The sequence below is a fragment of the Candidatus Competibacteraceae bacterium genome (assembly GCA_016699715.1).
GTDB lineage: Bacteria > Pseudomonadota > Gammaproteobacteria > Competibacterales > Competibacteraceae > Competibacter.
This window is the reverse complement of record CP065007.1, coordinates 1,246,030-1,271,380: the sequence shown is the minus strand read 5'-3', so window position 1 is coordinate 1,271,380 and position 25,351 is coordinate 1,246,030. Positions and strand designations below refer to the sequence as shown.

Sequence of the window (25,351 nt, the reverse complement as noted above, 5' to 3'; positions counted from 1 at the left end):
CGGTAAGGGGAGGGCAATCGGCGATTATCCGCATCAATAACCCAGATAGGCCCGGCGCACCGCGTCATCGGCGAGCAGCTCCGCGGCTGGGGCGGTCTTGACGATGCGGCCGGTCTCCAAAATATAGCCCCGATTGGCGATGGCCAGGGCGGCGCGGGCGTTCTGTTCGACCAACAGAATGGTGACGCCCTGGCTGTTCAGTTCGACGATGACCCGGAAGATCTCTTCGACCAGCAACGGCGCCAATCCCATCGACGGTTCGTCCAGCAGCAACAGGCGCGGGCGGCCAAGCAGGGCGCGGCCGATGGCGAGCATCTGTTGCTGGCCGCCCGAGAGGGTACCGGCCAGTTGCCGGCGCCGTTCGGCCAGAATCGGAAACAGGGTGTAGACATGTTCCAGTTCCCGCCGCACCCAGCCATGGTCGCGAATCCGATAGGCGCCCAGTCGCAGATTGTCCTCGACGCTCAGCGGGGCGAAGACCTGACGCCCTTCGGGAACCTGACAGATGCCGGCGGCGACGATACGGTGCGCCGGCCAACGAGTGATGTCCCGGCCGGCAAAGCGGATGCGGCCACCACTGGAGAGTTGCAAACCCGAGAGGGTGTGGAGCAGGGTGGTCTTGCCGGCGCCGTTGCCACCGACGATGGCCACCAGTTCACCGGAGTGGACCTGCAAGTCGGTTTGATGGATGGCGTGAACTGGACCGTAGTCGCTGCTCAGGCCGGCGACTTCGAGCAGCAGATCCTCCTGCTTCGAAGGGAGAGAGGCGGTAGGAGAGAGAAGAGCGTTAGACGGCATATTGCACCGCGCCTCCCAGATAGGCGGCCACCACTCGCGGGTCGGCCTGAATTTCCGCCGGTGTGCCCTCGGCCAATACGCTGCCGTAATCCAGCACCAGCAGACGATCTGAAACACTCATCACCAGCGGCATGTGGTGCTCGACCAGCAATATGGTCACACCGGTGGCGCGGATGCGGGCAATCAACTCACGCAAGGCCCAGGTTTCGGTGTCGTTGAGACCGGCGGCCGGTTCGTCCAGCAGCAGCAGGCGCGGGCGGGCAGCCAGGGCGCGGGCGATCTCGACCCGCTTCATCAGGCCGTAAGGCAGGGAACCCACCGGTTGCGTGGATCGATCCGTCAGATCACACAATTCCAGTGCTTCGCTCGCCCATTCCCGCAGCCGTCGTTCCTCGCGTCGCACGCGGGGCAGGCGCAGGGCCGCGGTCAGCAGGCCGGTTTTGGCCCACAGGTGGCAGCCGACCATGACGTTTTCCAGCACCGTCATGTTGAAGAACAGTTGCAGGTTCTGAAAAGTACGGGCGATGCCCAGCGCGGCGATGCGGTGCGTCGGCAGGCCGCACAGTTCGTGATCGTTGAAGCGAATCGAACCAGCGGAGGGGCGATAAAAGCCGCAGAGGTTGTTGAACAGGGTGGTTTTACCAGCGCCGTTGGGGCCGATCACGGCGTAGATCAATCCTTCCGGCACCTGAAAGCCGACGCCGGCCAAAGCCATGACGCCGCCGAAGCTTTGTTCCAGATCGTTGACCACGATTAACGAGGCGGCGGGAGAAGAGCGATGAATAGCGCTCTCGGCAGTTGACAGACCGGGGGAGTGTAGCCTTGGCTCGCAAAGCTTCTGACTCATGGGCGAGTTATTCTTCTACCGCATAATGTTGAAGTTCATTATATGCAAACCGAGCCTTTCGCGCTTCAGTACAAGGACCCGCCAACCTCGTTGCCATCGCCGATCACCGAGAAACCATAGGCCGCATTCATGGCTTGGCCGTTGAAGCCAGCAGGGTCCATAGCCGCCGTCCGCCCTGACTCAAACCCACGAACAAGCCTTGTGGCAGAAAAATCATCACCACCATCAATAGCGCGCCGTGGATCAGCATCTCGTAGTCCTCGAACACCACCAGTCCTTCGTTCAGCAGGGTCAGGGCAATGGCACCGCAAGCCGCGCCAAAGGTGGAAGCCATGCCACCGAGCACCACCATGATGACCAGTTCGACCGAGACGAGCAGGCTGAAGGAATCCGGGCTAACGAACGCCTGTTGGTGAGCAAACAAGCTACCGGCGAAAGCGGCGAACAGGGCGGAAACCACAAACACCTGGGTCTTGGCGCGGGTCGTGTCGATTCCCATCATCCGCGCGGCGAACTCGGAACCGCGCACCGCTCGCAAGGCCCGGCCGATCCGTGAATCGACGATGTTAAGCGACAGCCAGATCGCCAGCAGCGCGGCGACGGCAACCACGCCGTACCAGCGCTGGTCACTATCAACCTCCCAGCCCAGCAGATTCAGTGATGGGATACCGGCCATGCCGTCTGGTCCGCCGGTCCAGTCGGTGGCTTGCACCATGACGACATGGACAATGATGCCAAAGCCCAGCGTCGCCATGGCCAGATAGTGACCACGCAGGCGCAGGATCGGTCGGGCCAGCAGCCAGGCGATCAGGCCAGCAACCAGCAACCCTGCCGCCATGGCCAACAGCGACGGCCAGGCGTAGCGGGTGGTCAGAATGGCGGAGGCGTAGGCGCCCATGCCGAAAAAGGCGGCGTGGCCAAGGGAAATCTGCCCGGCGTAGCCCATCAACAGGTTGAGGCCAACCACGAGAATGATGTGCAGACCGGCGGACACGCCGACCACGGTGACAAAGTAATTGTCCGGGAACAGCACGGGCAGCAGCGCAATCCCCGTCGCGAAGGTACTCAAGCCAGCCAATCGCATCACTCTAGACCCGTTCGGCCGTCTTGTGGCCGAACAATCCGGTCGGCTCGAAGAACAGCACCATCAATACGAACAGGAAGGCGATGGCATCCTTGTAGCCGGAGGAGATCAAGCCCGCGCCGAGGCTTTCCAATACCCCCAGCAGCAGACCGCCGGCCACCGCGCCCATCGGGTTGCCGATGCCACCGACGATGGCGGCGGAAAAGCCCTTCAGGCCGAGCATGACACCGGCCTCGTAGGAGGTGAAGGTGATCGGCGCAACCAGAATGCCGGCCAGCGCGCCCAAGGCGGCGGACAGGGCGTAAGCCAGACGCAGCATGACCCGCACGTCGATGCCGACCAACTGGGCGGCGTTGCGGTTAAACGAGCAGGCCAGCAGCGCCTTGCCCAGCAGGGTGCGGTTGAAAAAGGCGCGGACCAATGCCACCAGCAGCGCGGTGATGCCGAGCACCCACAGGCTCTGCGGCAGCAGGGTTGCGCCCCAGAACTGGATGGGTGTGTCACCGGTGAAGGGGGGCAGGACGTGAAATCCCTTGCCCCACAACAGCAGGACGACGCCGCGCAGGAAGATCGCGGCGCCGATGGTGATGATAATGGTGCTGACCACCGATGCGCCCGCCGCCGGTTCGATGGCCAAGCGCTCCAGCAGCAGGCCGACCAGCGCGGTTAGCAGCGTCGCGACAACCCCCGCCAGCGCCAGCGGCAAACCAGCGTTCAACAGGGCGACGGTGGTCATGGCGCCCAGCATCACGAATTCCCCCTGGGCGAAGTTCACCACATCGGAGGCGTTGTAGATCAGGGCGAATCCCAGCCCCACCAAGGCATAGATTGAACCGACCGTCACCCCGGTCGCCAGAAACTGGAGCAGTTGCTCGGGCATCGGCGGCGCTTATTCGACGATTTTCCAGGTACCGCCGCGAATCTCCACCATCTTGAAGGCATCGAGACTCAACCCCATGTGGTCCGTGGGCGTCATGTTGAACACGCCGGCCGTGCCGATGAAGCCATGGGTTTTCTCGATTTCATCGCGCACCTTGGCCTGATCGGGACCACCGGCCCGCTCGATGGCCGCCACGACGATCATTAGACCGTCGTAGGCGTGGCCGCCGAAGGTGGAAACCGGCCCGTATTTGGCCTCAAAACGCTTTTTGTAATCGAGCAAAATCGGTTTTTGGGGATCGGCGGCGGGCAATTGTTCGGCGACGACCAGGGCCGCCGCTGGCAGGCGCACGCCCTCGGCCGCCTCGCCAGCCAGGTCGATAAAGGTTTTGGAGGCGACGCCATGGGATTGGTAAAGCGGCAGATCGATGCCCAGTTGTTTCATGTTCCTGGTGACGATGGCCGGTGCCTGGCCAAAGCCGAAGTTGATGAGCGCCTGGGCGTCCGAGGCGCGGATCTTGGTCAACTGGGCGGTCATGTCGGTGTCCTTGTTGCCGTAGGACTCGTCGGCGACGATCGAGATGCCGTAATCAGGGGCCAGTTTGAGCAGTTGCTCGTGCCCGGACTTGTCGAAACCACCGTCGCCGCCGATCAGCGCGACCTGGGTCAAGCCGCGTTTGCGCAAATCCTCGAAGATTTTGGCGGCGGCCATGCGGTCGGTGTGGGCGGTCTTGAAGATCCATGGCTTGACCGGTTCGACAATATCGATCGCGCCCGCCAGCGATACCAGGGGAATGCCCGCCTTTTCCACTTCCGGGATCACGGCCAAGGTGTCGCCGGAGGTGGTGCCGCCGACGAGGATATCGACTTGATCGTTACGGATCAGGCGCTTGACGAAACCGACCGCATCCTGGGCCTTGCCGCCGGTGTCGTAGTGGATCCATTCGATCTTCCGGCCCTTGATCCCACCCTTGGCGTTGATCTCCTCGACCAGCATTTGCAAGGTCTTCAGTTCAGGATCGCCCAGAAACGAGGCCGGGCCGGTAACCGCCAGAAAAGAACCCAGCTTGATCGGATCGGCGGCTCCGGCGGGCTGGACGCCGGTCAACAGCAATGCCGACACCAGAATGGCTTTCCATACTTGATTTTTCATTATGATTTCTCCCCGAGGGTGGTTATTTGGAGTATCCGGCACGAAGCGCTCGATTGGTCAGGGTTCACCCATCGGCTTGGTTAACGACCGTTACGAGAGTGCCCGAGCCTGTCCGGCCTCCCGCCCGGTATCGAACGCCCGGGCATTGATCTCCGCCAGTTTGGGTTTATAGGCGCGAAAGCCCTCAACAATGCATTCCCTGAGCACGGCGGCGGGGAAGGGCAGGTAATCGCCGATCGCACCCAGCATGATGGTGTTCACCAACTTGGCGTTGCCCAGTTCTTCCGCGATGGCGCCGGCGTCGAAGGCATGAACCTCGATTCCGGCCAAGGTCAATTCGCCGATGGGATCGACGGGGTAATCATACAAACCGACCGACACCACCGGCGGCGCGAGACGCAGGGTGTTGACCATGGCGACCCCGGTGGGGCGCAGATAGGGCAGCCAGCGCAAGGCCTCGGCGGCTTCGAAGCCGATCAGCAGATCGGCCTCGCCGGGATCGATTTGTGGTGAATAGATCCTGGGACCGAAACGAACGTGGGAGGAGACCACCCCGCCGCGCTGGGCCATGCCGGCCACTTCGGTCTTTTTGACGTCGTACCCTTGGTTCAGGGCGGTGCGGGCCAGCATTTCGGCGGCGGTCATCACGCCCTGACCGCCGATGCCGACCACGAGGATGTTGGTGATGCCGTCAAGCATGGGGTTGAATCCGAATGACGCGGTTTTGCGGTTGTGGCTGGACGATGGCCTCGGGGGCGCAGGTCTCGACGCACATGTGGCAACCGGTGCAGGCGTTGGTGTCGATGCGGGCGAATACCAGTTCCTTGCTCTTGCCGCTCTTGGAAATGACCGTCTCGCGGCGGGACACGGAAATGGCCGGACAGCCCAGATCGATGCAGTTACCGCAACCCGTGCATTTGTCGTCGATGACCGCGTAGGGCCGTAAGCTCTCGAAGCGGTCGGTGAGCGAGCAGGGGCGGTTGGTGATGATGACCGATGGCTCCTGCATCTTGGTCTCTTCCCGCACCAGCTTGACCATGTTGGGTAGTTCGTAGGGATCGACCATGCGGATGCGCTCGGGGCGAACGCCCAGCGCCTCGACCAGCTTGGCGAAATCCACGCGCGGGGCAGGGAGACCGTGTAAGTCCTCGCCGGTACCGGGATTCTCCTGGCCACCGGTCATGCCGACCGACCGGTTGTCCAGCAGCAGCACGGTGACGTTGCCCCGGTTGTAGATCATGTTCAGCAGGCCCTGCATACCCATGTGCAGGAAGGTGGAATCGCCGATCACCGCGACGATGTGCTTCTTCTCGTCGGACTCGCCGCGCCCCTTGTCCATGCCGTGGGCCATGCTCAGCGAGGCGCCCATGCAGGTGCAGGTGTCGAGCGCGTTCCAGGGATGGCCGGCGCCGAGGGTGTAGCAACCAATGTCGCCGATGATGTTGAGGTTGCGGATGTGGGAGAGGGCGAAATAGGGGCCGAGATGCGGGCAGGAAGCGCACATGGTCGGCGGGCGCGGGAAGACGGTCGATTGCGGGCGGGTCGGAACCTGGTAGGGTTCGCCCAGCAAGGGCTTGATCGCCGGACGTAGCACACTGGGCGCCAGTTCGCCCCAACGCGGCAGGATATCCTTGCCGCGCACCTCCAGACCGGCGGCGCGGATCTCGATTTCCAGCAAGGGTTCGGTTTCCTCGACCACGACGAGGGTATCGACCTGACCGGCGAAGGCGCGGATCTTTTCCAGCGGCGGCGGATAACTGAACCCGAGCTTGAGCACGGGTGCGTTGGGGAAGGTCTCGCGGACGTGCATAAAGGCTGGTCCGGCGGTCACGAAACCGATTCGGCGATCACTGCCGGCGACCGGGAAGTTGAGATCGCTGATTTCGCTCAGTGCCTGTAGTTGCCGCTCGCGCTGGTGCATCACCGGCAGGCGCGGCCTGGCGTTGGCCGGCGTCATCACCCAGCGCTGGGGATTTTTCTGGAAGCCGGCGGCGCGATGCTCGATGCGGTCGCCTTCGACCACCACCATCGCCTTGACGTGGCAGACGCGGGTGGTCATGCGGACGATGACCGGGACCTCGTATTGCTCGGAAAGCGCGAAAGCCTGCTTGACCATGTCATAGGCTTCCTGGGAATCCGCCGGCTCCAGTATCGGCATGTGGCCGAAGCGGCCCCAGTAGCGGGAATCCTGTTCGTTCTGCGACGAGGACAGCCCGACATCGTCGGCCACCACGATCACCAGACCGCCGACCACGCCGGCCAGCGACTGGGTCATGAAGGCGTCCGAGGCGACGTTCATGCCGACGTGCTTCATGGCCGCCAGGGCGCGCGAGCCCGCCAGCGAGGCGCCGATGGCGACTTCCACCGCCACTTTTTCGTTAACCGACCACTCCGAATAGAGGTCTGGATACAGCGCGATGTTTTCCAGGATTTCGGTGGCGGGAGTACCCGGATAGGCGGCGGCGACGCGGACGCCAGCCTCCCAGGCGGCGCGCGCCACCGCTTCATTGCCCGAGAGCAGATGACGGCTCTCGGCCTTGGCGTGAACCACGGCATTCATGATGTTGGGGACCTCGTTATTCTGTCCGATACGGGGGTGGATGCAGCATCCATTGAAAATACAATGATTTTAGGAACTATTTCCAATGATAAACAAGACGTGCTCCGAGAAGGGTCACCCCGATTCGGGGAGACTCTTGGGGTCGGGTTGTGCTTGTCGGCTCATTTCAAAGGATTGCCGCAAGCGGTTTTGCGCGTCCAGCGCTGCTCTTAACTCGTTACGCAAGGCGTCGGTGGCACGCGCCATGTCACCGTAGCGGCCTTCGGCGGTGACCAACGCGGCGCGGGCTTGCCGCAGTTCGGTATCCCGCACCCGCAGGCGTTCCTCGGCGATGGCCAGCGCGGCGCGAGTCTCGATATTTTCCCGACGCTGGGTTTCCAACTGCACACGCCAGCCAGCTTCCCGGTTTTTCCACTCCTGACGTTCGGTCGCGAAGGCCTGACGCTCAGCCGTGTGTTCGGCGCGATCCTGATCGAGAAGATGCATTAACCGGGTCTCGTTGGCCTCGGCGCGCTGGCGTTCGTCGTCAATGCGTTGTTGGGCCTGCGTCTGCTGGCTGGTCATGTCGGCCCGCAATTGTTGCAACACGGCTTCCATTTGGGCGATCCGGGCTTCGGTCTCGGCCCGGATTTGCGCGGCGGTCTCCATCGCGGCCCGAGTGCGTTGTTCGGCGGCCTCGATCGCGATTTCCGCCGCCGCGCGGCGTTCCCGTGCCACCAGCAATTGATCGGCGAGCTGGCGCGCGGACAAGGTGGTGGCATCGAGTTGGCGGCTCAGATCATCGGCGATGGCCTGAGCTTGTCGCTCGCCGGCAACGGCAGCATCGCGAGTTTGTTCAGCGGCGGTCACGGCTTGCGCCGCCGCCGCGCGCTGTTCCTCGAAGGCGGCCTCGGCTTGTCGCACCGCGATTTTCCAAAACGGTTCCAGCGCCGTCATCACGGTTTCTGGAACGGTGGGAGGCAGAACCGCCTTGGGCGACTCGGCCAGTTGTTGTTGCCAATGTTTCAGGTGCTCGCTGATCGTGGTGTTGCTGCCGGTACCGAGCAGTTCGCGCACGCGCTGAATAGTGGGGTTGAGGCCGCGACCGAGCAGGGTTTCGGCGGCTTCCTGGACTTCTTCGTAGCGGATTCCGGAACGAGCCATAGGGGAGAAACTCCATGGAGTTATATTTATTGAATGATTACATAATACGTATTTTACAGCAATATATAGGGCCAAAATTCAAGATTATGCTTATTATCATGAATAACGAATGGAGCCTTGCAAGCGCCCAAACCGCCTTGGGTTCAACTCGGATATACTGCCGCAATCTTCCCAAGAGTCAGGCTTTGGAATCAGTCTCATGAACGACGCGATCACCGTGCTCATTCCATCCACCGCGCCCTTGCCTCTGGAACGCCTGCGGGTACCGGCAGCCTTCGACGGGCGCGCCGGCGGCAATCGTGCTGGCCCGGAGGTGGTCTGCCAATTGACCGCAAGCAACGATCTTGAGGCGATCCAGGCTTGGCTGGCCGAGTTTCACGATTCGCCGCAGACCTTGCGCAACTATCGCAAGGAAGCCGAGCGCCTGCTGTTGTGGGCCTTGCTGGAACGCGGCAAGCCCTTGTCGAGCTTGACCCGTGAGGATTGCCTTCAGTACGAACTTTTCCTGGCCGATCCACAGCCGCGCGAGCGCTGGTGCGGCACCAAGTCGCCACGCTTCAGCCCTCGCTGGCGGCCATTTCTGGGACCATTGAGTCCCACCAGCCGCAAGTTGGCGATGTTGATTGTCAATTCTCTGTTCAGCTATCTGGTCAAGGCTGGCTATCTGGCCGGCAACCCGCTGGCGCTGATCCGGCGTCGCTCGCGCGGTCTCCAACCCTTACGCCAAGTGGAACGGTTTCTCGAACACGATCAGTGGCAAGCCCTGCTGGCCGCCGTCGAAGATCTGCCCCGCGATACCGAACGCGACCGCCAGCACCACGCCCGAGCCAAGTATTTGGTGGCCTTGCTCTACCTGCTTGGGCCTCGGGTCGGCGAAGTCGCCGGTCATACCATGGGTAGCTTCACCCGGATTCGTGACCGCTGGTGGTGGCGCGTGATCGGCAAAGGCCGCAAGGAGGCCCAGGTACCCGTCAATCAGGACATGCTGGAGGCGCTGAGCGAATACCGTCGTTTCCATGGTCTACCACCATTACCCGCCCCTGCCGAGCCGACCTCGCTCGTGTTGAATTTAAAAGGCACCGCCGGTATCGGCGATAACATGATCTACCGTATCGTCAAGGACTTGGTGGCGCGGGCAGCGACTCGCTTGGAGACGGACGATCCCCATCAAGCCGAAAAACTGCGGCGGGCATCCACCCACTGGTTCCGTCATACCAGCATCACGCATCAAGCCGATGCCGGCATCGAACTCCGCCACTTGCAGCGCAACGCCCGCCACGCCCGACTCGATACCACCGGTCTTTATCTGCACGTCGAGGAAAAGGAATGGCACGAAGCGATGGAACAACACCGTCTTAAGGAGTGAGTGGGTCCGGGTCCAGTCGTGCCAGGAATACAGCATGAAGTAGAGGCGACAGGCCCCCATCTGCCCCGATACCCCGGCGTGGTAGTTGCGCGGCCAAAAATCCAATCATACTATTGCCCGCTGCTGCCAAACTTATCGGCTGGCGTGCTTATCCGCGCTTGACGCGTGGACTTTATTCTGCGGGGACGCCACCCTCCGACCGTGATCGAGGAACGCCTAATGCGTCATTTTGACCAAACCTCCACTCACCAGGGCCTTTATGACCCGCGTAACGAACACGACTCCTGCGGTATTGGTTTCGTCGTCGATATCAAAAACCGCAAGAGTCACCAGCCGATCAGCCAGGGTCTGGAAATTCTCGCCAACTTGAGCCATCGCGGCGCGGTGGGCGCCGACCCGCTATCCGGCGACGGCGCGGGCATCCTGTTACAGATCCCCGATGGTTTCCTTCGCGCTGAATGCGCCTCGCTGGGCTTCGAATTGCCCGCGCCCGGCGATTACGCGGTGGGCATGGTGTTTTTTCCCAGAGATACGAATGCCCGTGCCCAGAGCGAAGCCGCGCTACGCCGCGCGCTGGCCGCTGAAAATTTCCAACTGCTGGGTTGGCGAAACGTACCGGTCGACAACTCCTGTCTGGGTCACAGCGTGCGTCCCACCGAGCCGGTCATCCGCCAGGTGTTTGTCCACCGTGCCCCGGACTGCCCGGCGGGCGACGCGGTCGAACGCAAGCTGTTTATCATCCGCAAGCAAGCCCACAACGCGATTTGGAATCAGGAGCTGTTGGGCCGTCAGCAGTTCTACATCGCCTCGCTATCGTCGCGGACCATCATCTATAAGGGCATGATCCTGGCCCGCAATCTGGGCATTTACTACCCGGAATTGCGCGACCCGCGCATGGAGTCGGCGCTGGCGCTGGTCCACCAGCGCTTCTCCACCAACACCTTTCCGTCCTGGGCGCTGGCCCAGCCATTTCGCTACCTCTGCCACAATGGTGAGATCAACACTCTGCGCGGCAACATCAACTGGATGCTGGCCCGTCGCCACAGCATGACGTCGGACCTGCTCGGCGACGACCTGGAAAAGCTGTGGCCACTGATCGGTGATGGCGCCTCCGACTCCGCCACCTTTGACAACGCCGTGGAATTGCTGCTGTCTGGCGGCTATTCGCTGCCACACGCCATGATGCTGATGGTGCCGGAAGCCTGGGCCGACAACCCGCTGATGGACCCACAGCGCCGTGCGTTTTACGAATACCACGCCGCCTTGATGGAGCCATGGGACGGTCCGGCCGCCATCGCCTTCACCAACGGCCGCCAGATCGGCGCCACGCTGGATCGCAACGGCCTGCGCCCCGCCCGCTATCTGGTGACCAGTGACGACCAGGTGATCATGGCTTCGGAAATGGGCGTGCTGCCGGTTCCCGAGGAGAAAATCGTCAAGAAGTGGCGCTTGCAGCCGGGCAAGATGCTGCTGATCGACCTTGAACAGGGTCGCATCATCGATGACGATGAGATCAAAGCCGAATTGGCGTCCAGGCACCCCTACCAGACCTGGCTGGACGCCACCCAGATCCGGCTCAAGGATTTGCCGGCCGAAATCGGCCCGATGGCCCCCGACCCCCAGACCCTGCTGTGCCGCCAGCAGGCATTCGGTTACACCCAGGAAGACTTGCGGGCTTTCCTGATTCCGATGGCCGTCAACGGCGAGGACCCGATCGGCTCCATGGGCCGCGACATTCCGCCCGCCGTACTGTCCGACCGGCCCAAGCTGCTGTCCGACTACTTCAAACAGAAATTCGCGCAGGTCACCAACCCGCCGATTGATCCGATCCGCGAGGAACTGGTGATGTCGCTGGTCTCGTTGGTCGGCCCCCGGCCCAACCTGCTTGACCTGACCAGTGGCGGTACCCACAAACGACTGGAGGTCAAGCGGCCGATTCTCGGCAACACCGATCTGGAGCGAATCCGCCGCATCGAATATCACGTGGATAGAGCCTTCCGCACCCAGACTCTAAGCATCTGCTACCCGGTCGAGCGCGGCGCCGACGGCATGGCGAGAGCTTTGGGGGATCTCTGCCGCGAGGCGGCCGATGTGGTGCGTCGCGGCTACAACATTCTGATCCTCTCCGACCGCAAGTTGGACGCCGATCACATCGCCATCCCCGCCCTGCTCGCCACCGCCGCCGTGCATCACCATCTGATCCGTACCGGCCTGCGCACCGAGGTCGGTTTGGTGGTGGAAACCGGCGAGGCCAAGCGGGTGCACGATTTCTGTCTGCTGGCCGGTTACGGCGCCGAGGCCATCAATCCTTATCTGGCATTCGACACGCTGTCCGCCGCCTTTTCCCGCCTGCCCCAGCAGATATCGGAAGCCGAGGCGCACGAGCACTATACCAAGGCCATCTCCAAGGGCATCCTTAAGGTGATGTCCAAGATGGGCATTTCCACCTATCAATCCTACTGCGGCGCCCAGATTTTCGAAGCCGTGGGGCTGGCCGACGAGTTCGTTCACCGCTTCTTCACCGGCACCCAGGGCGTCATCGAAGGCGTGGGCCTGAACGAGATCGCGCATGAGGCGGTGCGCCGGCACCGACTGGCTTTTGGCGAGGCCCTGCTCTACCGCAATGCCTTGGATGTGGGCGGCGAGTTGGCTTATCGAATTCGCGGCGAACAACACGCCTGGACCCCGGAAACCATCTCCCTGCTCCAGCATGCGGTTCGCTCCGAAAGTTACGAGCAGTTCAAACAATACAGCCGGGTCATCAACGACCAAAGCAACCATCTACGCAACCTGCGCGGCCTGTTCGAACTCCGCTTCGCCAACCAGCCCCTGTCGCTCGATGAAGTGGAACCGGCCAGCGAGATTGCCAAGCGCATGGCCACCGGCGCGATGTCCTTCGGTTCGATTTCCTGGGAAGCGCACACCACTCTGGCGATCGCCATGAACCGGCTCGGCGCCAAATCCAATACCGGTGAGGGCGGCGAGGACCCCAAACGCTACCAGCCGCTGGACAACGGCGATTCCACCCGCTCGGCGATCAAACAGGTGGCCTCCGGCCGCTTCGGTGTCACCACCGAATATCTGGTCAACGCCGACGCCATCCAGATCAAGATGGCTCAGGGCGCCAAGCCCGGCGAGGGTGGCCAGTTGCCCGGTCATAAGGTCAACGACTGGATTGCCCGGGTCCGTCATTCCACCTCGGGCGTCGGCCTGATCTCGCCGCCGCCGCACCACGACATCTATTCCATCGAGGATCTGGCGCAACTGATTTTCGATCTCAAGAGCGTCAATCCCCAGGCGGCCATCAGCGTCAAGCTGGTCTCCGAAATCGGCGTCGGCACGGTGGCGGCGGGCGTGGCCAAGGCCCATGCCGATCACGTCACCATTTCCGGCGAGGACGGCGGCACCGGCGCCAGTCCGCTGACCTCGACCCAGAACGCCGGTTCGCCTTGGGAAATCGGCTTGGCCGAGACCCATCAGACCCTGGTGCGTAACCATTTACGTGGGCGTATCGCGGTACAGGTCGATGGTGGCTTGCGCACCGGGCGCGATATCGTGATCGGCGCGCTGCTGGGGGCCGACGAGTTCGGCTTCGGCACCGTTGCCCTGATCGCCGCCGGTTGCGTGATGATGCGCAAGTGTCATCTCAATACCTGCCCGGTGGGTGTCGCCACCCAGGATCCGGAATTGCGCAAGCGCTTTCCCGGACAACCGGCCCATGTCATCAACCTGTTCACTTTCCTGATCGAGGAAGTCCGTGAACTGATGGCCCAGCTCGGTTTCCGCACCTTCAACGAAATGATCGGGCGCTCCGACCGGCTCGACATGCGTCGAGCCATCCATCATTGGAAGGCGCGCGGGCTGGACTTCAGCCGTTTGCTGGCCACCCCGCCGGCTTCTCCAGGTGTGGCGGTCCACCACTGCGAGTCGCAGGATCATGGATTGGACAGCGTACTGGATCGTCAATTGATTGCCCAGGCGCGGCCGGCTCTGGAGGAGCAGCAACCGGTACGCATGGATCTGGGGGTGCGCAACACCGACCGCACGGTTGGCGCCATGCTGTCGGGTCAGGTGGCTCGGCGTCATGGCCATCAAGGGCTACCGGACGACACCATCCACATTCACCTCAAGGGCACCGCCGGCCAAAGTTTCGGCGCCTTCCTGGCGCGCGGCGTCACTCTCGAACTGGCGGGTGAAGCGAACGACTATGTCGGCAAGGGGATCTGCGGTGGGCGAATCGCCATCTATCCGCCCGCTGAAAGCACCTTGCGAGCCGAGGACAACATCATCATCGGCAATACCGTGTTGTACGGCGCCGTCGCCGGCGAGTGCTATTTCCGGGGTATGGCGGGCGAACGCTTCGCGGTGCGCAATTCCGGCGCGCTGACCGTGGTGGAAGGCGTTGGCGACCACGGTTGCGAGTACATGACCGGCGGCGTGGTGGTAGTGCTCGGTTCCACCGGTCGCAACTTCGCCGCCGGCATGAGTGGCGGTCTCGCCTACGTATTCGATGAATCCGGCGATTTCGCCCGCCGCGCCAATCCGGCCATGGTCGAGTTGGGGCCGTTGAACGATATCGAGGAAACCCTCAACGTCCGGGTGTTGCGCGACGACTGGCGTGGCTTGGCCGAAGCCGCGTTGCCGGAAGACATGCTGCGCCATGATGCCCACCGGCTGCGGATTCTGCTCGCCCGTCACCATCTGCATACCGGTAGTGAACCCGCGCACCACATCTTGGAACACTGGCGCGAGTCCTTGCCAAAATTCGTCAAGGTGATGCCCTTGGATTACCGCCGGGCTTTGCAGGACATGCAAGTCAAGGCGCGTGCCGCGCGCCGCGACGAAGCCACCGACCTGGCCGTGGGAGCTTGATATCATGGGTAAGCCAACTGGTTTTCTGGAAATCACCCGTCACGATCACGGCTATGTCCCGGTCGAAGAGCGGGTCCAGCATTTCCGCGACTTTGTGGTTCCCCTGCCGGAGCCGCAAGTGCGTGAACAGGCCGCGCGCTGCATGGACTGCGGTATTCCCTACTGCCACAACGGCTGTCCGGTCAACAACATCATCCCCGACTGGAACGATCTGGTGTATCGCGGCAACTGGCGCGAGGCCCTGGACGTGCTGCATTCCACCAACAACTTCCCGGAATTTACCGGGCGGATCTGCCCGGCGCCCTGCGAAGCATCCTGCACCCTGAACTTCAACGATCAGCCGGTGACGATCAAGGATATCGAGTGCGCCATCATCGATAAGGGTTGGGCCGAAGGCTGGGTGGTGCCGCAAATCCCCGCGCATCGCACCGGCAAGCGCGTGGCTGTGGTCGGTTCCGGTCCCGCTGGACTGGCCTGTGCCCAGCAACTGGCGCGGGCGGGCCACGGTGTAGTGGTGTTCGAGAAAAACGACCGCATTGGTGGCCTGCTGCGCTACGGCATTCCCGACTTCAAGCTGGAGGTCGACATGATCGACCGCCGTCTGGCGCAGATGCAGGCCGAAGGCGTCGAATTCCGTCCCAACAACCACGTAGGCACCGATATTTCCGCGCGCCGTGTACTGGCGGAATTCGATGCCCTGGTGCTGGCCGGCGGCGCGGAGCAACCACGCGATCTGAACGTACCGGGTCGCGAGCTGCGGAACATCCATTACGCCATGAATTTCCTCACCCAGCAAAACCGCCGGGTCGCGGGCCAGAAACTCGTCAATGAGGACATTCTCGCCGACGGTAAGGATGTGGTGGTCATCGGCGGCGGCGATACCGGTTCCGACTGCGTCGGCACCTCGATCCGGCAGGGTGCGCGTTCGGTGACCCAACTGGAGATCATGCCCAAACCGCCCCTGCACGAAAACAAGCTGCTGACTTGGCCGAACTGGCCGCTGAAGCTGCGCACCTCCAGCTCTCAGGAGGAAGGCTGTGGGCGGGACTGGTCGATAGCGACCCAAGCCTTCGTCGGTCAGGACGGACAGGTGAGCGCCATCAGGCTGGTTCGGCTGGAATGGCGGCAGGTCGATGGCCGGCAGACCATGACGGAAGTACCGGGTAGCGAGTTCGAAATCCCGGCCGGATTGGTGCTGCTGGCCATGGGTTTCGTTCACCCGATCCACGAGGGTATGTTGCGGGAGTTGAGCGTGGCTTTGGATCCGCGCGGCAATATCCGCGCCGATACCCAAGGCTACCAGACCTCGCTCAACAAGGTGTTCAGCGCTGGCGATATGCGGCGCGGCCAGTCTCTGGTGGTCTGGGCCATCCGCGAAGGCCGACAGTGCGCCCGGGCGGTGGACGAATATTTGATGGGCAAATCGGATTTGCCACGCTGAAAAACCAGAGGGGCGGTGTGCGGGGACGGAGACGAGAACCCGCACATTTGCCTCTTGTTCCCTGTTCTAAGCGCTAACCCGTGCCCGTGTGGTCAGGGTCGCCTCATCCAGCCCATACAGCGTATCCAGTAACGCCACCTGCAAGCTTCCCGGTCCCCTCGCCTGCTCCGCCGCTATCTCCCCGGCTACGCCGAACACCGTCAACGCCGCCACGGTTGCCGCCAACACATCGGCTTCCACGGCCAAAAATGCGCCAATGACCGCCGTCGCCGAACATCCCAGTCCGGTGACCCGCGTCATCAGCGGATGGCCGTTATGAATTTCCACGACCCGTGGACCATCGGTCACGTAATCCACCGCGCCGGTGATGGCGATCACCGCGCCGCTGTCTTCGGCCAGTTGCCGCGCCGCATTCAGCGCGGTGTCCGAACCGTGGAGACTGTCGACCCCCCGGCCCGGCCCGGCCCCTGCCTGTTGCGCCAAAGCCGGAATCTCCGACCCATTGCCCCGAATGACGCTCGGTCCCAACCGAGCCAGGGCAACCGCCGCAGCCTGTCGGTACGGAGTAGCCCCGGCCCCCACCGGATCGAACGCCCACGGTACGCCAGCCGCCTTTGCTCGGATCGCCGCTAACTTACTGGCGGCGATCTGCTCCGAATACAAGGTGCCGATGTTGACCACCAGCGCCTGGCTGAGCGCGACAAAATCCTCTACTTCGTCACTGGAATGCACCATGGCCGGCGAGGCGCCCAGTGCCAGCAGCGCATTCGCACTGTTGTTCATCACCACGAAGTTGGTGATGTTATGCACCAGAGGCCGCCGCTCGCGGATGGCGTTCAGTAATCTCCAAATCTGGTCAGCGGTCACGGCAGTCGACATCTACTCATTAAAAATTGGATTGTGCTGTTCCATCACCCGGACAAAGGTGGTGCGCTTGCTCAGTTCCTTGAGTTGGCTGGCTCCGACATAGCTACAAGCGGAACGCAGTCCGCCCAAAATATCCTTGATCGTTTCCTCCACGGGTCCCCGGTACGGTACGGTGACGGTCTTGCCTTCCGAGGTGCGGTAATCGGCCACCCCGCCGCTGTATTTCTCCATCGCCGTCTTGGAACTCATGCCGTAGAACCTGATTCGGCGCTGTCCGTCCCGCTCTTGCAGGATTTCCCCGCCACCTTCGTCGTGCCCCGCCAGCATTCCGCCCAGCATGACAAAATCCGCTCCCGCGCCAAACGCCTTGGCCACATCGCCGGAGCAGGTGCAGCCACCATCCGAAATAATGTGTCCGGATAGCCCATGCGCGGCGTCGGCGCACTCGATGATCGCCGACAATTGCGGGTAGCCCACGCCGGTCTTGACCCGTGTGGTGCAAACCGAGCCTGGCCCGATGCCGACTTTGACGATGTCGGCGCCGGACAGCAACAGTTGCTCCACCATCTCGCCGGTGACCACGTTGCCGGCGATGATGATTTTGTCCGGATGGCGTGTCCGCACCTCGCCGATCCGGGCCACGAAATCCTCGGAATAGCCATTCGCCACGTCCATGCAGATGAAGGCCAATGCCGGATGGCGCTCCATGATCCGGCTCAATTTATCGAGATCGTGGTCCGAGATGCCGGTGCTGATCGCTACATTGCCCAACAGCTGGCTTTCGTCCATGTTATTCAGTTGGGTGATGAACGCCGCCCATTCCGCCGGCGCATAGTGCTTGTGCACGGCCGCGCACAAGCCGCGGCGGGCCAGCGCCGTCGCCATGGCGAATGTGCCAACGGTATCCATGTTCGCGGCCATGATCGGGATCCCGCTCCAGCTTCGGCCCGTGTGCCGGAATTTGAAGCTGCGCTCCAGCCTGACGTGGCTGCGGCTGTTCAGCGTTGAACGCTTGGGTCGGATTAATACGTCCTTGAAACCCAACTTCAAACCGGCTTCGATACGCATTCAGAGACGTCCGTACAGGTGCATGAGATGTTGGTAATGATCGGCCACATGTGGTGCGATCTGCTCCCAGTGGAACCGCCAGCGCCAATTGCCATCCGGTACGCCCGGTCGGTTCATTCGGTCCTCGCTGCCCAACTCCAACAAATCCTGCATTGGTATCACCGCCAGTCGCGCCACGGAAGCGAAAACCGTTCGCACCAACAGATCCGGCATTCGCTCTGGACCACCGCCCAGGTAGTCGAACAGATGGGTCCGCGTCGGTTCGTCCAGTTGCTGAAACCAGCCCATGGTGGTGTCATTATCATGGGTTCCGGTATAGGCCACCGCATTGATAACGTGATTGTGTGGCAGGTAGGGATTGTCGGCCCCACCGCCAAAGGCGAAATGCAGGACCTTCATCCCCGGCAGGCCGTGGGTGTCGCGCAACGCTTCGACTTCCGGCGTGATGATGCCCAGATCCTCCGCAACCAGCGGCAATCGGCCAAACTCTTCCTGCAAGGCTTCGAGCAATTCATGGCCCGGTGCCTGCCGCCAACAGCCGTTGATGGCCGTCTCGGCCGCCGCCGGTATTTCCCAGTACGCCTCCAGGCCACGAAAATGGTCGATGCGCAACAGGTCGAATTGAGTGAATTGTGTGCGAATTCGCTCCTTCCACCATGTAAATCCGTCGGCACGCATCTTGTCCCAGGCGTAATGCGGATTGCCCCAGAGCTGGCCAGTGGCGGAAAAGTAATCAGGTGGTACGCCAGCGACGACTTTTCGCCGCCCTTCCTTGTCCAGTTGAAAGGCATCGCGGCGCGCCCACACATCGGCGCTATCGTAGCCGACAAACAGCGGAATATCGCCGAAGACCAGGATGCCGCGGTCATTGGCGAAACGTTTGAGGGATTCCCATTGCTGGTAGAACAGGAATTGTTCGAACTTGCACTGTTCGAAGGCGATCCCATACTGTTGCCGCGCCGTCGCCAACGCTTTTGCATGGCGGTCGCGCAGCTCGACGGGCCAATCGAACCACGCCCGCCGCTGGTGAGCCGCATGGATCGCCTGATAGAGCGCATAGTCGTCCAGCCAATATTTGTGCTGGCGCTGAAACACCGCGTAAGCCTCCTGCTCGGCGCCGCCGTGCCGCTGAAATCCCTGATAGGCCTCGCTCAGCCGCCGCTGGCGGTAGTTCCAACCCTCTTCTCCCGCCCGCGGTCCTTGATCCGCTGGTAGCCAGCCGGCTTCGATGAGTGGATCGAGCGCGATCAGTCGCGGGTTTCCAGCGTGAACCGACTGTGCCGAGTAGGGGGAAAGGTCGTCGTGGGGTGGTCCCAGTGGCAGCGTTTGCCAAACACTGAAGCCGCAAGCGGCCATGAATTCGACGAACCGATAAGCATCCGGTCCCAGATCGCCGTTGCCGTGACCTCCAGGCAGCGAAGTGGGATGCAACAATAAACCCGCGCGCCGTCGGTCAAGTGGCGAATCCTGATTCATAATTGATTAACTCCTTGGATTGTAAAAATTCTTGTTTTATTGGGCCGGAAAGGGTGAAGTAAAATGACTGCGGTGATTGCGGTGATCGGATCAGCGAACGGGGGGAGATTCCTGGCCCAGCATCTCGCGGGCAACCAGAACCACGCCTTGCTCGGTGCGGTAGAACCGACGGGCATCCTCTTCCGGATCTTCGCCGATGACGGTTCCTGGAGGAATGATGCAAGCGCGGTCAATGATAACCTTGCGCAGTCGGCAATAGCGGCCGATATCGACACCCGGCAGGATCACGGCATCTCGCAGCTGAACGTAGGAATGGACCTGGACTCCGGAAAACAGCAGGGAATGATTGACGTAACCGCCGGAAATGATGCAGCCATCCGCGATCATGGAATCCACCGCCATGCCCCGGCGGCCTTCGTCGTCGAAGACGAACTTGGCGGGTGGCGATTGATCCTGATGAGTCCAGATGGGCCAGTGCTCATCGTATAGGTTCAGTTCGGGGTCCACGCCGACCAGCTCCATGTTTGCCCCCCAGAACGCATCCACTGTCCCCACGTCGCGCCAGTAGCTCTGTTCCTTGGTTTGCACGTCGCGAAACGGATAGGCGATTACTCGATGTCGCCCGATCAGACGAGGTACCAGATCCCGGCCGAAGTCATGGTTGGAGTCTTCGATACCGGCATCTTCGATCAGTTTTTCGAACAGAAAACGCGTGTTGAATACATAAATGCCCATCGAGGCCAACGTGATGTCGTTCTGCCCTGGCAGGGTTTCCGGGTTCTGCGGTTTTTCCACGAAACGGAGGATTTCGTTGCGTTCGTTGACTGTCAGCACCCCGAATTCGCGAGCCCGTTCGCGGGGAACCTCGATGCTGCCGACTGTGACGTCGGCCTTGCTTTCCACATGCTGTGCCAGCATCGGACCGTAGTCCATCTTATAGATATGATCACCGGCCAGAACAAGAACGAATTCAGGAGCATGAGTGCGGATAATATCCAGATTTTGGTAAACCGCGTCGGTGGTGCCTTTGTACCACGAGGATTGGTCGATTCGCTGTTGAGCCGGTAGCAGTTCCACGAATTCGCCGAATTCGCCGCGCAAAAATCCCCAGCCACGTTGGATGTGTTGGATCAGGGAATGAGCCTTGTACTGGGTGAGCACGCAAACTCGCCGGATGCCGGAATTGATACAGTTGGATAAAGGAAAATCGATGATTCGATACTTGCCGCCAAAGGGGGTTGCCGGCTTGGCGCGCCACAGCGTCAGGTGCTTGAGCCGGCTGCCCCGGCCACCCGCCAGAATGAGTGCAAGAGATTCCCGAGTCAGTCGGCTGACGAAGCGTGAGGTGATGGCCGCGCTCATGCGTTAACTTTCTCTCTCTGTTATGCTTTCCCCTTGCGGGTTTGAAGTCCCGGCAAGGTGGCGGTCGCTTCCAGGTGGGTGGCCCGCGCACGGCGGGCAGGCACTGCGCAATTTCTCGATAAATTATAGTAGGTCCCGAATGCGGCTTTTTGCTACTTGCGGTGCTCTGGTCCGGGTTACTGGAAGGCGATTGAGAACAACAGCGATTAACTTCCCCCGATGACCCATTCTGACCACGAAAACAGCCAGCGGTATCCAGCTTCCCTGGCTGATATCCCCATGATTGACCATGCCGCTCTGCTGCGGGCAGGGCGACACCCGGATCCGGGCTCGATACTCGGATGTCACGGTTGTGGCGATCAGGCGCTGGTTCGAGTATTTCTGCCCGGCGCCCGCCAGACCAGTCTGCTCGGTATCGGCCAACCGCTGCTGCGGTTGGCCGATACCGACTTGTTCGAATGGCGGGGTCCGCTCGCTAGTCTGCCGACTCACTATCAATTGATCTGGCTGGATGCTGGCGGCGATCAACGTATCGCCTACGATCCTTATAGTTTCGCACCGCAGTTGAGTCTGTATGATTTGCACCTGTTCAACGAGGGCCGCCATATGCATGCTTACCGCGTGCTGGGGGCACACCCGCGCGTGGTGGATGGCATCGTTGGAGTCCTGTTCGCGGTCTGGGCACCGCATGCCGCTTGTGCCAGCGTGGCTGGCGACTTTAACGAATGGGACGGTCGGTTTCATCCCTTGCGCCGTCGTGGTGAGGTCTGGGAATTATTTGTGCCCGGTGTGTCGGCCGGTATGCGTTACCGTTTTGATATCCTCGGCCGTGAAACCGGCGAACTGCTGAATAAGATTGATCCTTATGGTTATGGGTTTGAGCGACGACCGGCCACCACCTCGATCGTTGTGGACAATACCGCCTATTCCTGGCGCGACGATCTCTGGATGCGACGACTGCGGCGGCGGGACTGGATGAAGTCTCCGCTGTCCGTCTACGAGGTACATCTTGGTTCCTGGCAGCGGGATGAGATCGGTGCCTACTTATCTTATGAAGAGTTGGCAAGACGCTTGGTGGCTTACGTGAGCTCCTTGGGTTTTACCCATATTGAATTGATGCCGGTGACCGAGCATCCGTTGGATGCATCTTGGGGTTATCAGCCGACTGGTTATTTCGCGCCGACCAGTCGTTACGGTACAGCGGATGATTTTCGCCGCTTGGTTGACTGCTGCCACCAGGCGGGCATTGGAGTGATCCTCGATTGGGTACCCGGCCATTTTCCCAAGGATGCTCATGCCTTGGCGCGATTCGATGGTACGCACCTCTATGAATATGAGGATCCGGCGCGTGGCGAGCACCGTACTTGGGGTACTTTGGTCTTTGATTACAACCGTAATCAGGTTAAGAATTTTCTGCTGGCTAGTGCCTGTTTCTGGTTGGAGGAATGTCATCTGGATGGCTTGCGGGTCGATGCCGTGGCCTCCATGCTCTATTTGGATTACGCTCGCGAATCGGGCGAGTGGGCTCCGAATCCATTTGGGGGCAATGATAATTTAGAGGCGATTGCTTTTTTGCGTGAACTGAATGAGGTCATCCATCGTCGTTATCCAGGCGTATTGATGATCGCTGAGGAGTCTACTGCTTGGCCCTTGGTTACTCGACCGACCTGGATGGGTGGTTTAGGCTTCGGTATGAAATGGAATATGGGTTGGATGCACGATATCTTGGAGTATCTTTCGTTTGATCCGGCTGTGCGTCGTCATCATCACGACTTGTTGACCTTCAGTTTATTGTACGCTTTCACCGAAAACTTCATGTTGCCTTTGTCTCACGATGAAGTTGTTCATGGTAAGGGCTCGTTACTTGCCAGAATGCCGGGGGATCGTCACCAGCGTTTTGCCAATTTACGGCTACTCTATGTTTATATGTGGATGTATCCGGGTAAAAAGTTTTTATTCATGGGCAACGAGCTCGCACAGGAGCGCGAATGGGATTACGATGGCGCGCTGGATTGGGAGTTGTTGCGCTTACCGGAGCATCGGGGTGTGCAGAAACTGCTTCGCGACCTTAATTTCCTATATTGTTCCACTGATAGTTTGTATGGCCAGGAATTTAGTCAGGAGGGTTTTGAGTGGCTGGACTGCCATGATGCCGCTCAGTCGATTGTGGTGTATCTGCGTCGCAATGGCAATAACGACCCACTGGTAGTGGTTGCGTTGAATTTTGCGGCGGTGGGGCGCTTTGGCTATCGGATTGGGGTGCCGGAACCTGGGGTTTACAAGGAGGTATTGAACTCCGATGCTCGTTGTTATGGAGGTAGTGGCCTGACTAATGCTACTAGGGGTGATATTCTTGCCGTCTCGGTTTTTCACATGGGACAAACTTATTCGTTGGTGGTGGATTTGCCTCCTTTGGCTGGAATGGTGTTTTTGTCTTGCCAGACGCATTCTGTGGTGGATTGATGGTTGTGCCTCATATTGATTGGTTCTCGAATGGAGTGGCTTTGTGAAATTGCAACAACTGCGATATTTGATCGCGATTGTGCGTAATAATCTGAATATTTCCGCTGCGGCCGAGAGTCTGTATACCTCGCAACCGGGTATCAGCAAGCAGCTACGATTATTGGAGGAAGAGTTGGGTGTTGAACTGTTTAGCCGCAATGGCAAACATTTGACCGAGGTAACTCCCATCGGTCGTCATATTATTGCCAAGGCTGAAAGCATCCTGTGCGAAGTTAACAATATACAGATTTTGTCGGAGGAGTACCGTGACGACCGTCGCGGTAGTTTGTCCATCGCGACCACTCATACTCAAGCGCGTTATGCGTTGCCGCCGGTCATTAAGATATTTCGGGAGCGTTATCCAGCGGTGACTTTACAGATCCATCAAGGTTCTCCTGGGCAGATTGCCGAGCTAGTGCAATTGGGTGAAGTCGACTTCGCCATTGCCACTGAAGCTTTGGAGTTGTTTGAGGATTTGATAATGATGCCTTGCTATGTTTGGCAGCGTTGTGTTTTGGTGCCGCATGGTCATCCATTGAGCGAGTTACCTTATTTGACCTTGTATGATGTCGCTCGATATCCCTTGGTGACTTATGTGTTTGGCTTTACGGGTCGTTCGCAGTTGGATGAGGCTTTTCGTAGTGTTCAGGTCAAACCGAATGTTGCGTTCACCGCGACTGATGCGGATGTAATTAAGACTTATGTGCGACTGGGCATGGGGGTTGGGATCGTTGCACGGATGGCATATGATCCATGTCAGGATCAGGATTTGGTGCAGTTGGATGCTGGTCATTTGTTTGCGACGAACACGACTAAGATTGGATTTAGGCGAGGAACCTTCTTGCGTAGTTACATGTACGATTTTATTGAGCTTTTTTCTTCGCACCTCACCCGGGAACGGGTGCGGGAGGCGGAACGGACCTCCTCTCCCGAGGAAGTTGCCACTATCTTTGATTCTTTAAAGTTGCCTTTGCGGTGAGTGGGTTTTTTTGAGGCATTCAGATGATGGTATAAAAGGAAGTGCGTATGACGACTCCCTCAGCGATTCCCTTACGCCTTGCTCTATTGGAACGATTTGAAACATTGCTCGGGTGCTTGAACGTATTTTGCGCGGCGGTCCGGCGGGACACGGCTTTGCCGTCCTGGGTATCGCGTACCGAGCCCGAACTCGCGGCCAACCTCGATATGCGACTCAAGGCGATCCAACTTTATCGAGCGCTTTGGTATGAAGATTGTAAGGATGGGAGAGAAACTCTGACCTGCCCTGGTATCGTCGGCGCAAGCTCCGAAACCTTGATCGCGGCGCATGCTTGCAATGTTGCCAAGGATGCGTTCAAGCAAGCCGTGTTGGCTTTGAAAGTGCTCGGTCGGCTCGAAGCAAATGCCATGATGGCTGATCTCCATCACCGTCAGGAACCGGTAGTGGCGGCGATGCGGCGCATGGGGGCCGCTCGTCTGAACCTCAAACAAGCGTATCGACACCTTCCTCTGCTCGAACAGTGGCCGTTGAAAATCGGCTTTACCTGGTCTAAACAAGGCCGTGTAATCCAGCGCACCAGCGTGGCCGTGGCCCGCCGGTTGTTGGAACAGCGAGTTGAGACCCCGCAGATTCGCCTGGAGCTGCAACGGCTGACCGAAGTGCCAGCCGATGAAATGCTGGCGCGCGTGCGTGGTGTTTGCCCTCACCTACGCGCCAATATTGTTTTTGCCGATCAGGAAGGCACTGGGGTTCGGCGACGGTTGATGCAAGTTCCCCTGCCGGTGTTGATACCGCTGCGGCGCGATGGATGTCTACCCGAGTTCGTGCCGGTTGCCCCAGAGCCCGTCGCCAATCCTCGTTTGCGACGGGCGGATGTGCGGATTGAAGACGAACCGTTTTTACCTTCGATTCGCGTCCATCGTTATCGTCGCGCTTATCGTTAAAAGTTTGAGA

General features: G+C 60.3%; 18 protein-coding genes. 6 read left to right on the top strand and 12 right to left on the bottom strand.

All coding sequences use genetic code 11. The features are described 5' to 3' along the window. Positions 1-33 precede the first annotated feature (33 nt). The 8 genes from IPM89_05725 to IPM89_05690 form a co-directional block, all read right to left on the bottom strand. Entirely contained in the window at positions 34-798 is a 765-nt protein-coding gene (locus tag IPM89_05725; GenBank protein ID QQS55305.1) for an ABC transporter ATP-binding protein, read from the bottom strand. Further along, positions 788-1,645, bottom strand: coding sequence for an ABC transporter ATP-binding protein (locus tag IPM89_05720; GenBank protein QQS55304.1), 858 nt, complete (start codon positions 1,643-1,645; stop codon positions 788-790). Before IPM89_05720 ends, IPM89_05725 begins: the two co-directional genes overlap by 11 nt. Positions 1,646-1,772: 127 nt before the next feature. Next, entirely contained in the window at positions 1,773-2,729 is a 957-nt protein-coding gene (locus tag IPM89_05715; GenBank protein QQS55808.1) for a branched-chain amino acid ABC transporter permease, read from the bottom strand. A gap of 4 nt (positions 2,730-2,733) precedes the next feature. After that, complete coding sequence (locus IPM89_05710; GenBank protein QQS55303.1) at positions 2,734-3,609, bottom strand: branched-chain amino acid ABC transporter permease; 876 nt, start codon at positions 3,607-3,609, stop codon at positions 2,734-2,736. 9 nt (positions 3,610-3,618) lie between these two features. Next, complete coding sequence (locus IPM89_05705; GenBank protein ID QQS55302.1) at positions 3,619-4,761, bottom strand: ABC transporter substrate-binding protein; 1,143 nt, start codon at positions 4,759-4,761, stop codon at positions 3,619-3,621. A gap of 90 nt (positions 4,762-4,851) precedes the next feature. Continuing rightward, complete coding sequence (locus IPM89_05700; GenBank protein ID QQS55301.1) at positions 4,852-5,460, bottom strand: indolepyruvate oxidoreductase subunit beta; 609 nt, start codon at positions 5,458-5,460, stop codon at positions 4,852-4,854. Continuing rightward, positions 5,453-7,321, bottom strand: a complete 1,869-nt coding sequence (locus IPM89_05695; protein QQS55300.1) for a 4Fe-4S dicluster domain-containing protein — start codon at positions 7,319-7,321, stop codon at positions 5,453-5,455. Before IPM89_05695 ends, IPM89_05700 begins: the two co-directional genes overlap by 8 nt. A 114-nt stretch (positions 7,322-7,435) precedes the next feature. After that, positions 7,436-8,464: a DNA-binding protein gene (locus tag IPM89_05690; GenBank protein QQS55299.1), complete on the bottom strand. Its 1,029-nt coding sequence runs from the start codon at positions 8,462-8,464 to the stop codon at positions 7,436-7,438. A gap of 199 nt (positions 8,465-8,663) precedes the next feature. Between IPM89_05690 and IPM89_05685 the strand changes: the two genes are divergently transcribed. The 3 genes from IPM89_05685 (at position 8,664) to IPM89_05675 (ending at position 16,143) form a co-directional block, all read left to right on the top strand. Further along, entirely contained in the window at positions 8,664-9,830 is a 1,167-nt protein-coding gene (locus IPM89_05685) for a tyrosine-type recombinase/integrase (GenBank protein ID QQS55298.1), read from the top strand. A gap of 219 nt (positions 9,831-10,049) precedes the next feature. Beyond that, positions 10,050-14,702: a glutamate synthase large subunit gene (gltB, locus tag IPM89_05680; protein ID QQS55297.1), complete on the top strand. Its 4,653-nt coding sequence runs from the start codon at positions 10,050-10,052 to the stop codon at positions 14,700-14,702. Positions 14,703-14,706: 4 nt separating this feature from the next. Then, complete coding sequence (locus tag IPM89_05675; protein QQS55296.1) at positions 14,707-16,143, top strand: glutamate synthase subunit beta; 1,437 nt, start codon at positions 14,707-14,709, stop codon at positions 16,141-16,143. Positions 16,144-16,209: 66 nt separating this feature from the next. Here IPM89_05675 and thiM read toward each other — a convergent pair whose 3' ends face one another. The 4 genes from thiM to glgC all read right to left on the bottom strand — a co-directional run bounded on the left by thiM (position 16,210) and on the right by glgC (position 20,916). Further along, positions 16,210-17,022, bottom strand: a complete 813-nt coding sequence (thiM, locus tag IPM89_05670) for a hydroxyethylthiazole kinase (GenBank protein ID QQS55295.1) — start codon at positions 17,020-17,022, stop codon at positions 16,210-16,212. After that, positions 17,023-18,078 carry a GMP reductase gene (locus IPM89_05665; protein QQS55294.1) on the bottom strand — a complete coding sequence of 352 codons (1,056 nt, stop codon included), beginning with the start codon at positions 18,076-18,078 and terminating at the stop codon, positions 17,023-17,025. Further along, the gene (malQ, locus tag IPM89_05660; protein ID QQS55293.1) at positions 18,079-19,554 is read right to left on the bottom strand and encodes a 4-alpha-glucanotransferase; all 1,476 of its coding nucleotides are present in this window, start codon (positions 19,552-19,554) and stop codon (positions 18,079-18,081) included. Positions 19,555-19,644: 90 nt separating this feature from the next. Further along, on the bottom strand, positions 19,645-20,916 hold the full coding sequence (gene glgC / locus IPM89_05655; GenBank protein ID QQS55292.1) for a glucose-1-phosphate adenylyltransferase: 1,272 nt from the start codon (positions 20,914-20,916) through the stop codon (positions 19,645-19,647). A 279-nt stretch (positions 20,917-21,195) separates the two neighbouring features. Between glgC and glgB the strand changes: the two genes are divergently transcribed. Genes glgB through IPM89_05640 form a run of 3 tightly spaced genes read left to right on the top strand, consistent with a single transcriptional unit; the run spans position 21,196 to position 25,341 of the window. Continuing rightward, positions 21,196-23,379 carry a 1,4-alpha-glucan branching protein GlgB gene (gene glgB, locus IPM89_05650; protein QQS55807.1) on the top strand — a complete coding sequence of 728 codons (2,184 nt, stop codon included), beginning with the start codon at positions 21,196-21,198 and terminating at the stop codon, positions 23,377-23,379. 43 nt (positions 23,380-23,422) lie between these two features. Next, positions 23,423-24,397: an HTH-type transcriptional regulator CysB gene (gene cysB / locus IPM89_05645; protein QQS55291.1), complete on the top strand. Its 975-nt coding sequence runs from the start codon at positions 23,423-23,425 to the stop codon at positions 24,395-24,397. A 41-nt stretch (positions 24,398-24,438) separates the two neighbouring features. Beyond that, positions 24,439-25,341, top strand: coding sequence for a hypothetical protein (locus tag IPM89_05640; GenBank protein QQS55290.1), 903 nt, complete (start codon positions 24,439-24,441; stop codon positions 25,339-25,341). Positions 25,342-25,351: the final 10 nt, after the last annotated feature.

Excerpts from the sequence above, each read along its gene's own strand:
- IPM89_05695 (QQS55300.1), bottom strand. The coding sequence starts at position 7,321 with ATGAATGCCGTGGTTCACGCCAAGGCCGAGAGCCGTCATCTGCTCTCG.
- IPM89_05710 (QQS55303.1), bottom strand. The coding sequence starts at position 3,609 with ATGCCCGAGCAACTGCTCCAGTTTCTGGCGACCGGGGTGACGGTCGGT.
- IPM89_05705 (QQS55302.1), bottom strand. The coding sequence starts at position 4,761 with ATGAAAAATCAAGTATGGAAAGCCATTCTGGTGTCGGCATTGCTGTTG.
- malQ (QQS55293.1), bottom strand. The coding sequence starts at position 19,554 with ATGAATCAGGATTCGCCACTTGACCGACGGCGCGCGGGTTTATTGTTG.
- IPM89_05725 (QQS55305.1), bottom strand. The coding sequence starts at position 798 with ATGCCGTCTAACGCTCTTCTCTCTCCTACCGCCTCTCTCCCTTCGAAG.
- IPM89_05675 (QQS55296.1), top strand. The coding sequence starts at position 14,707 with ATGGGTAAGCCAACTGGTTTTCTGGAAATCACCCGTCACGATCACGGC.
- glgC (QQS55292.1), bottom strand. The coding sequence starts at position 20,916 with ATGAGCGCGGCCATCACCTCACGCTTCGTCAGCCGACTGACTCGGGAA.
- IPM89_05685 (QQS55298.1), top strand. The coding sequence starts at position 8,664 with ATGAACGACGCGATCACCGTGCTCATTCCATCCACCGCGCCCTTGCCT.
- IPM89_05720 (QQS55304.1), bottom strand. The coding sequence starts at position 1,645 with ATGAGTCAGAAGCTTTGCGAGCCAAGGCTACACTCCCCCGGTCTGTCA.
- IPM89_05715 (QQS55808.1), bottom strand. The coding sequence starts at position 2,729 with ATGCGATTGGCTGGCTTGAGTACCTTCGCGACGGGGATTGCGCTGCTG.
- IPM89_05665 (QQS55294.1), bottom strand. The coding sequence starts at position 18,078 with ATGCGTATCGAAGCCGGTTTGAAGTTGGGTTTCAAGGACGTATTAATC.
- glgB (QQS55807.1), top strand. The coding sequence starts at position 21,196 with ATGATTGACCATGCCGCTCTGCTGCGGGCAGGGCGACACCCGGATCCG.
- thiM (QQS55295.1), bottom strand. The coding sequence starts at position 17,022 with ATGTCGACTGCCGTGACCGCTGACCAGATTTGGAGATTACTGAACGCC.
- IPM89_05700 (QQS55301.1), bottom strand. The coding sequence starts at position 5,460 with ATGCTTGACGGCATCACCAACATCCTCGTGGTCGGCATCGGCGGTCAG.
- IPM89_05690 (QQS55299.1), bottom strand. The coding sequence starts at position 8,464 with ATGGCTCGTTCCGGAATCCGCTACGAAGAAGTCCAGGAAGCCGCCGAA.
- gltB (QQS55297.1), top strand. The coding sequence starts at position 10,050 with ATGCGTCATTTTGACCAAACCTCCACTCACCAGGGCCTTTATGACCCG.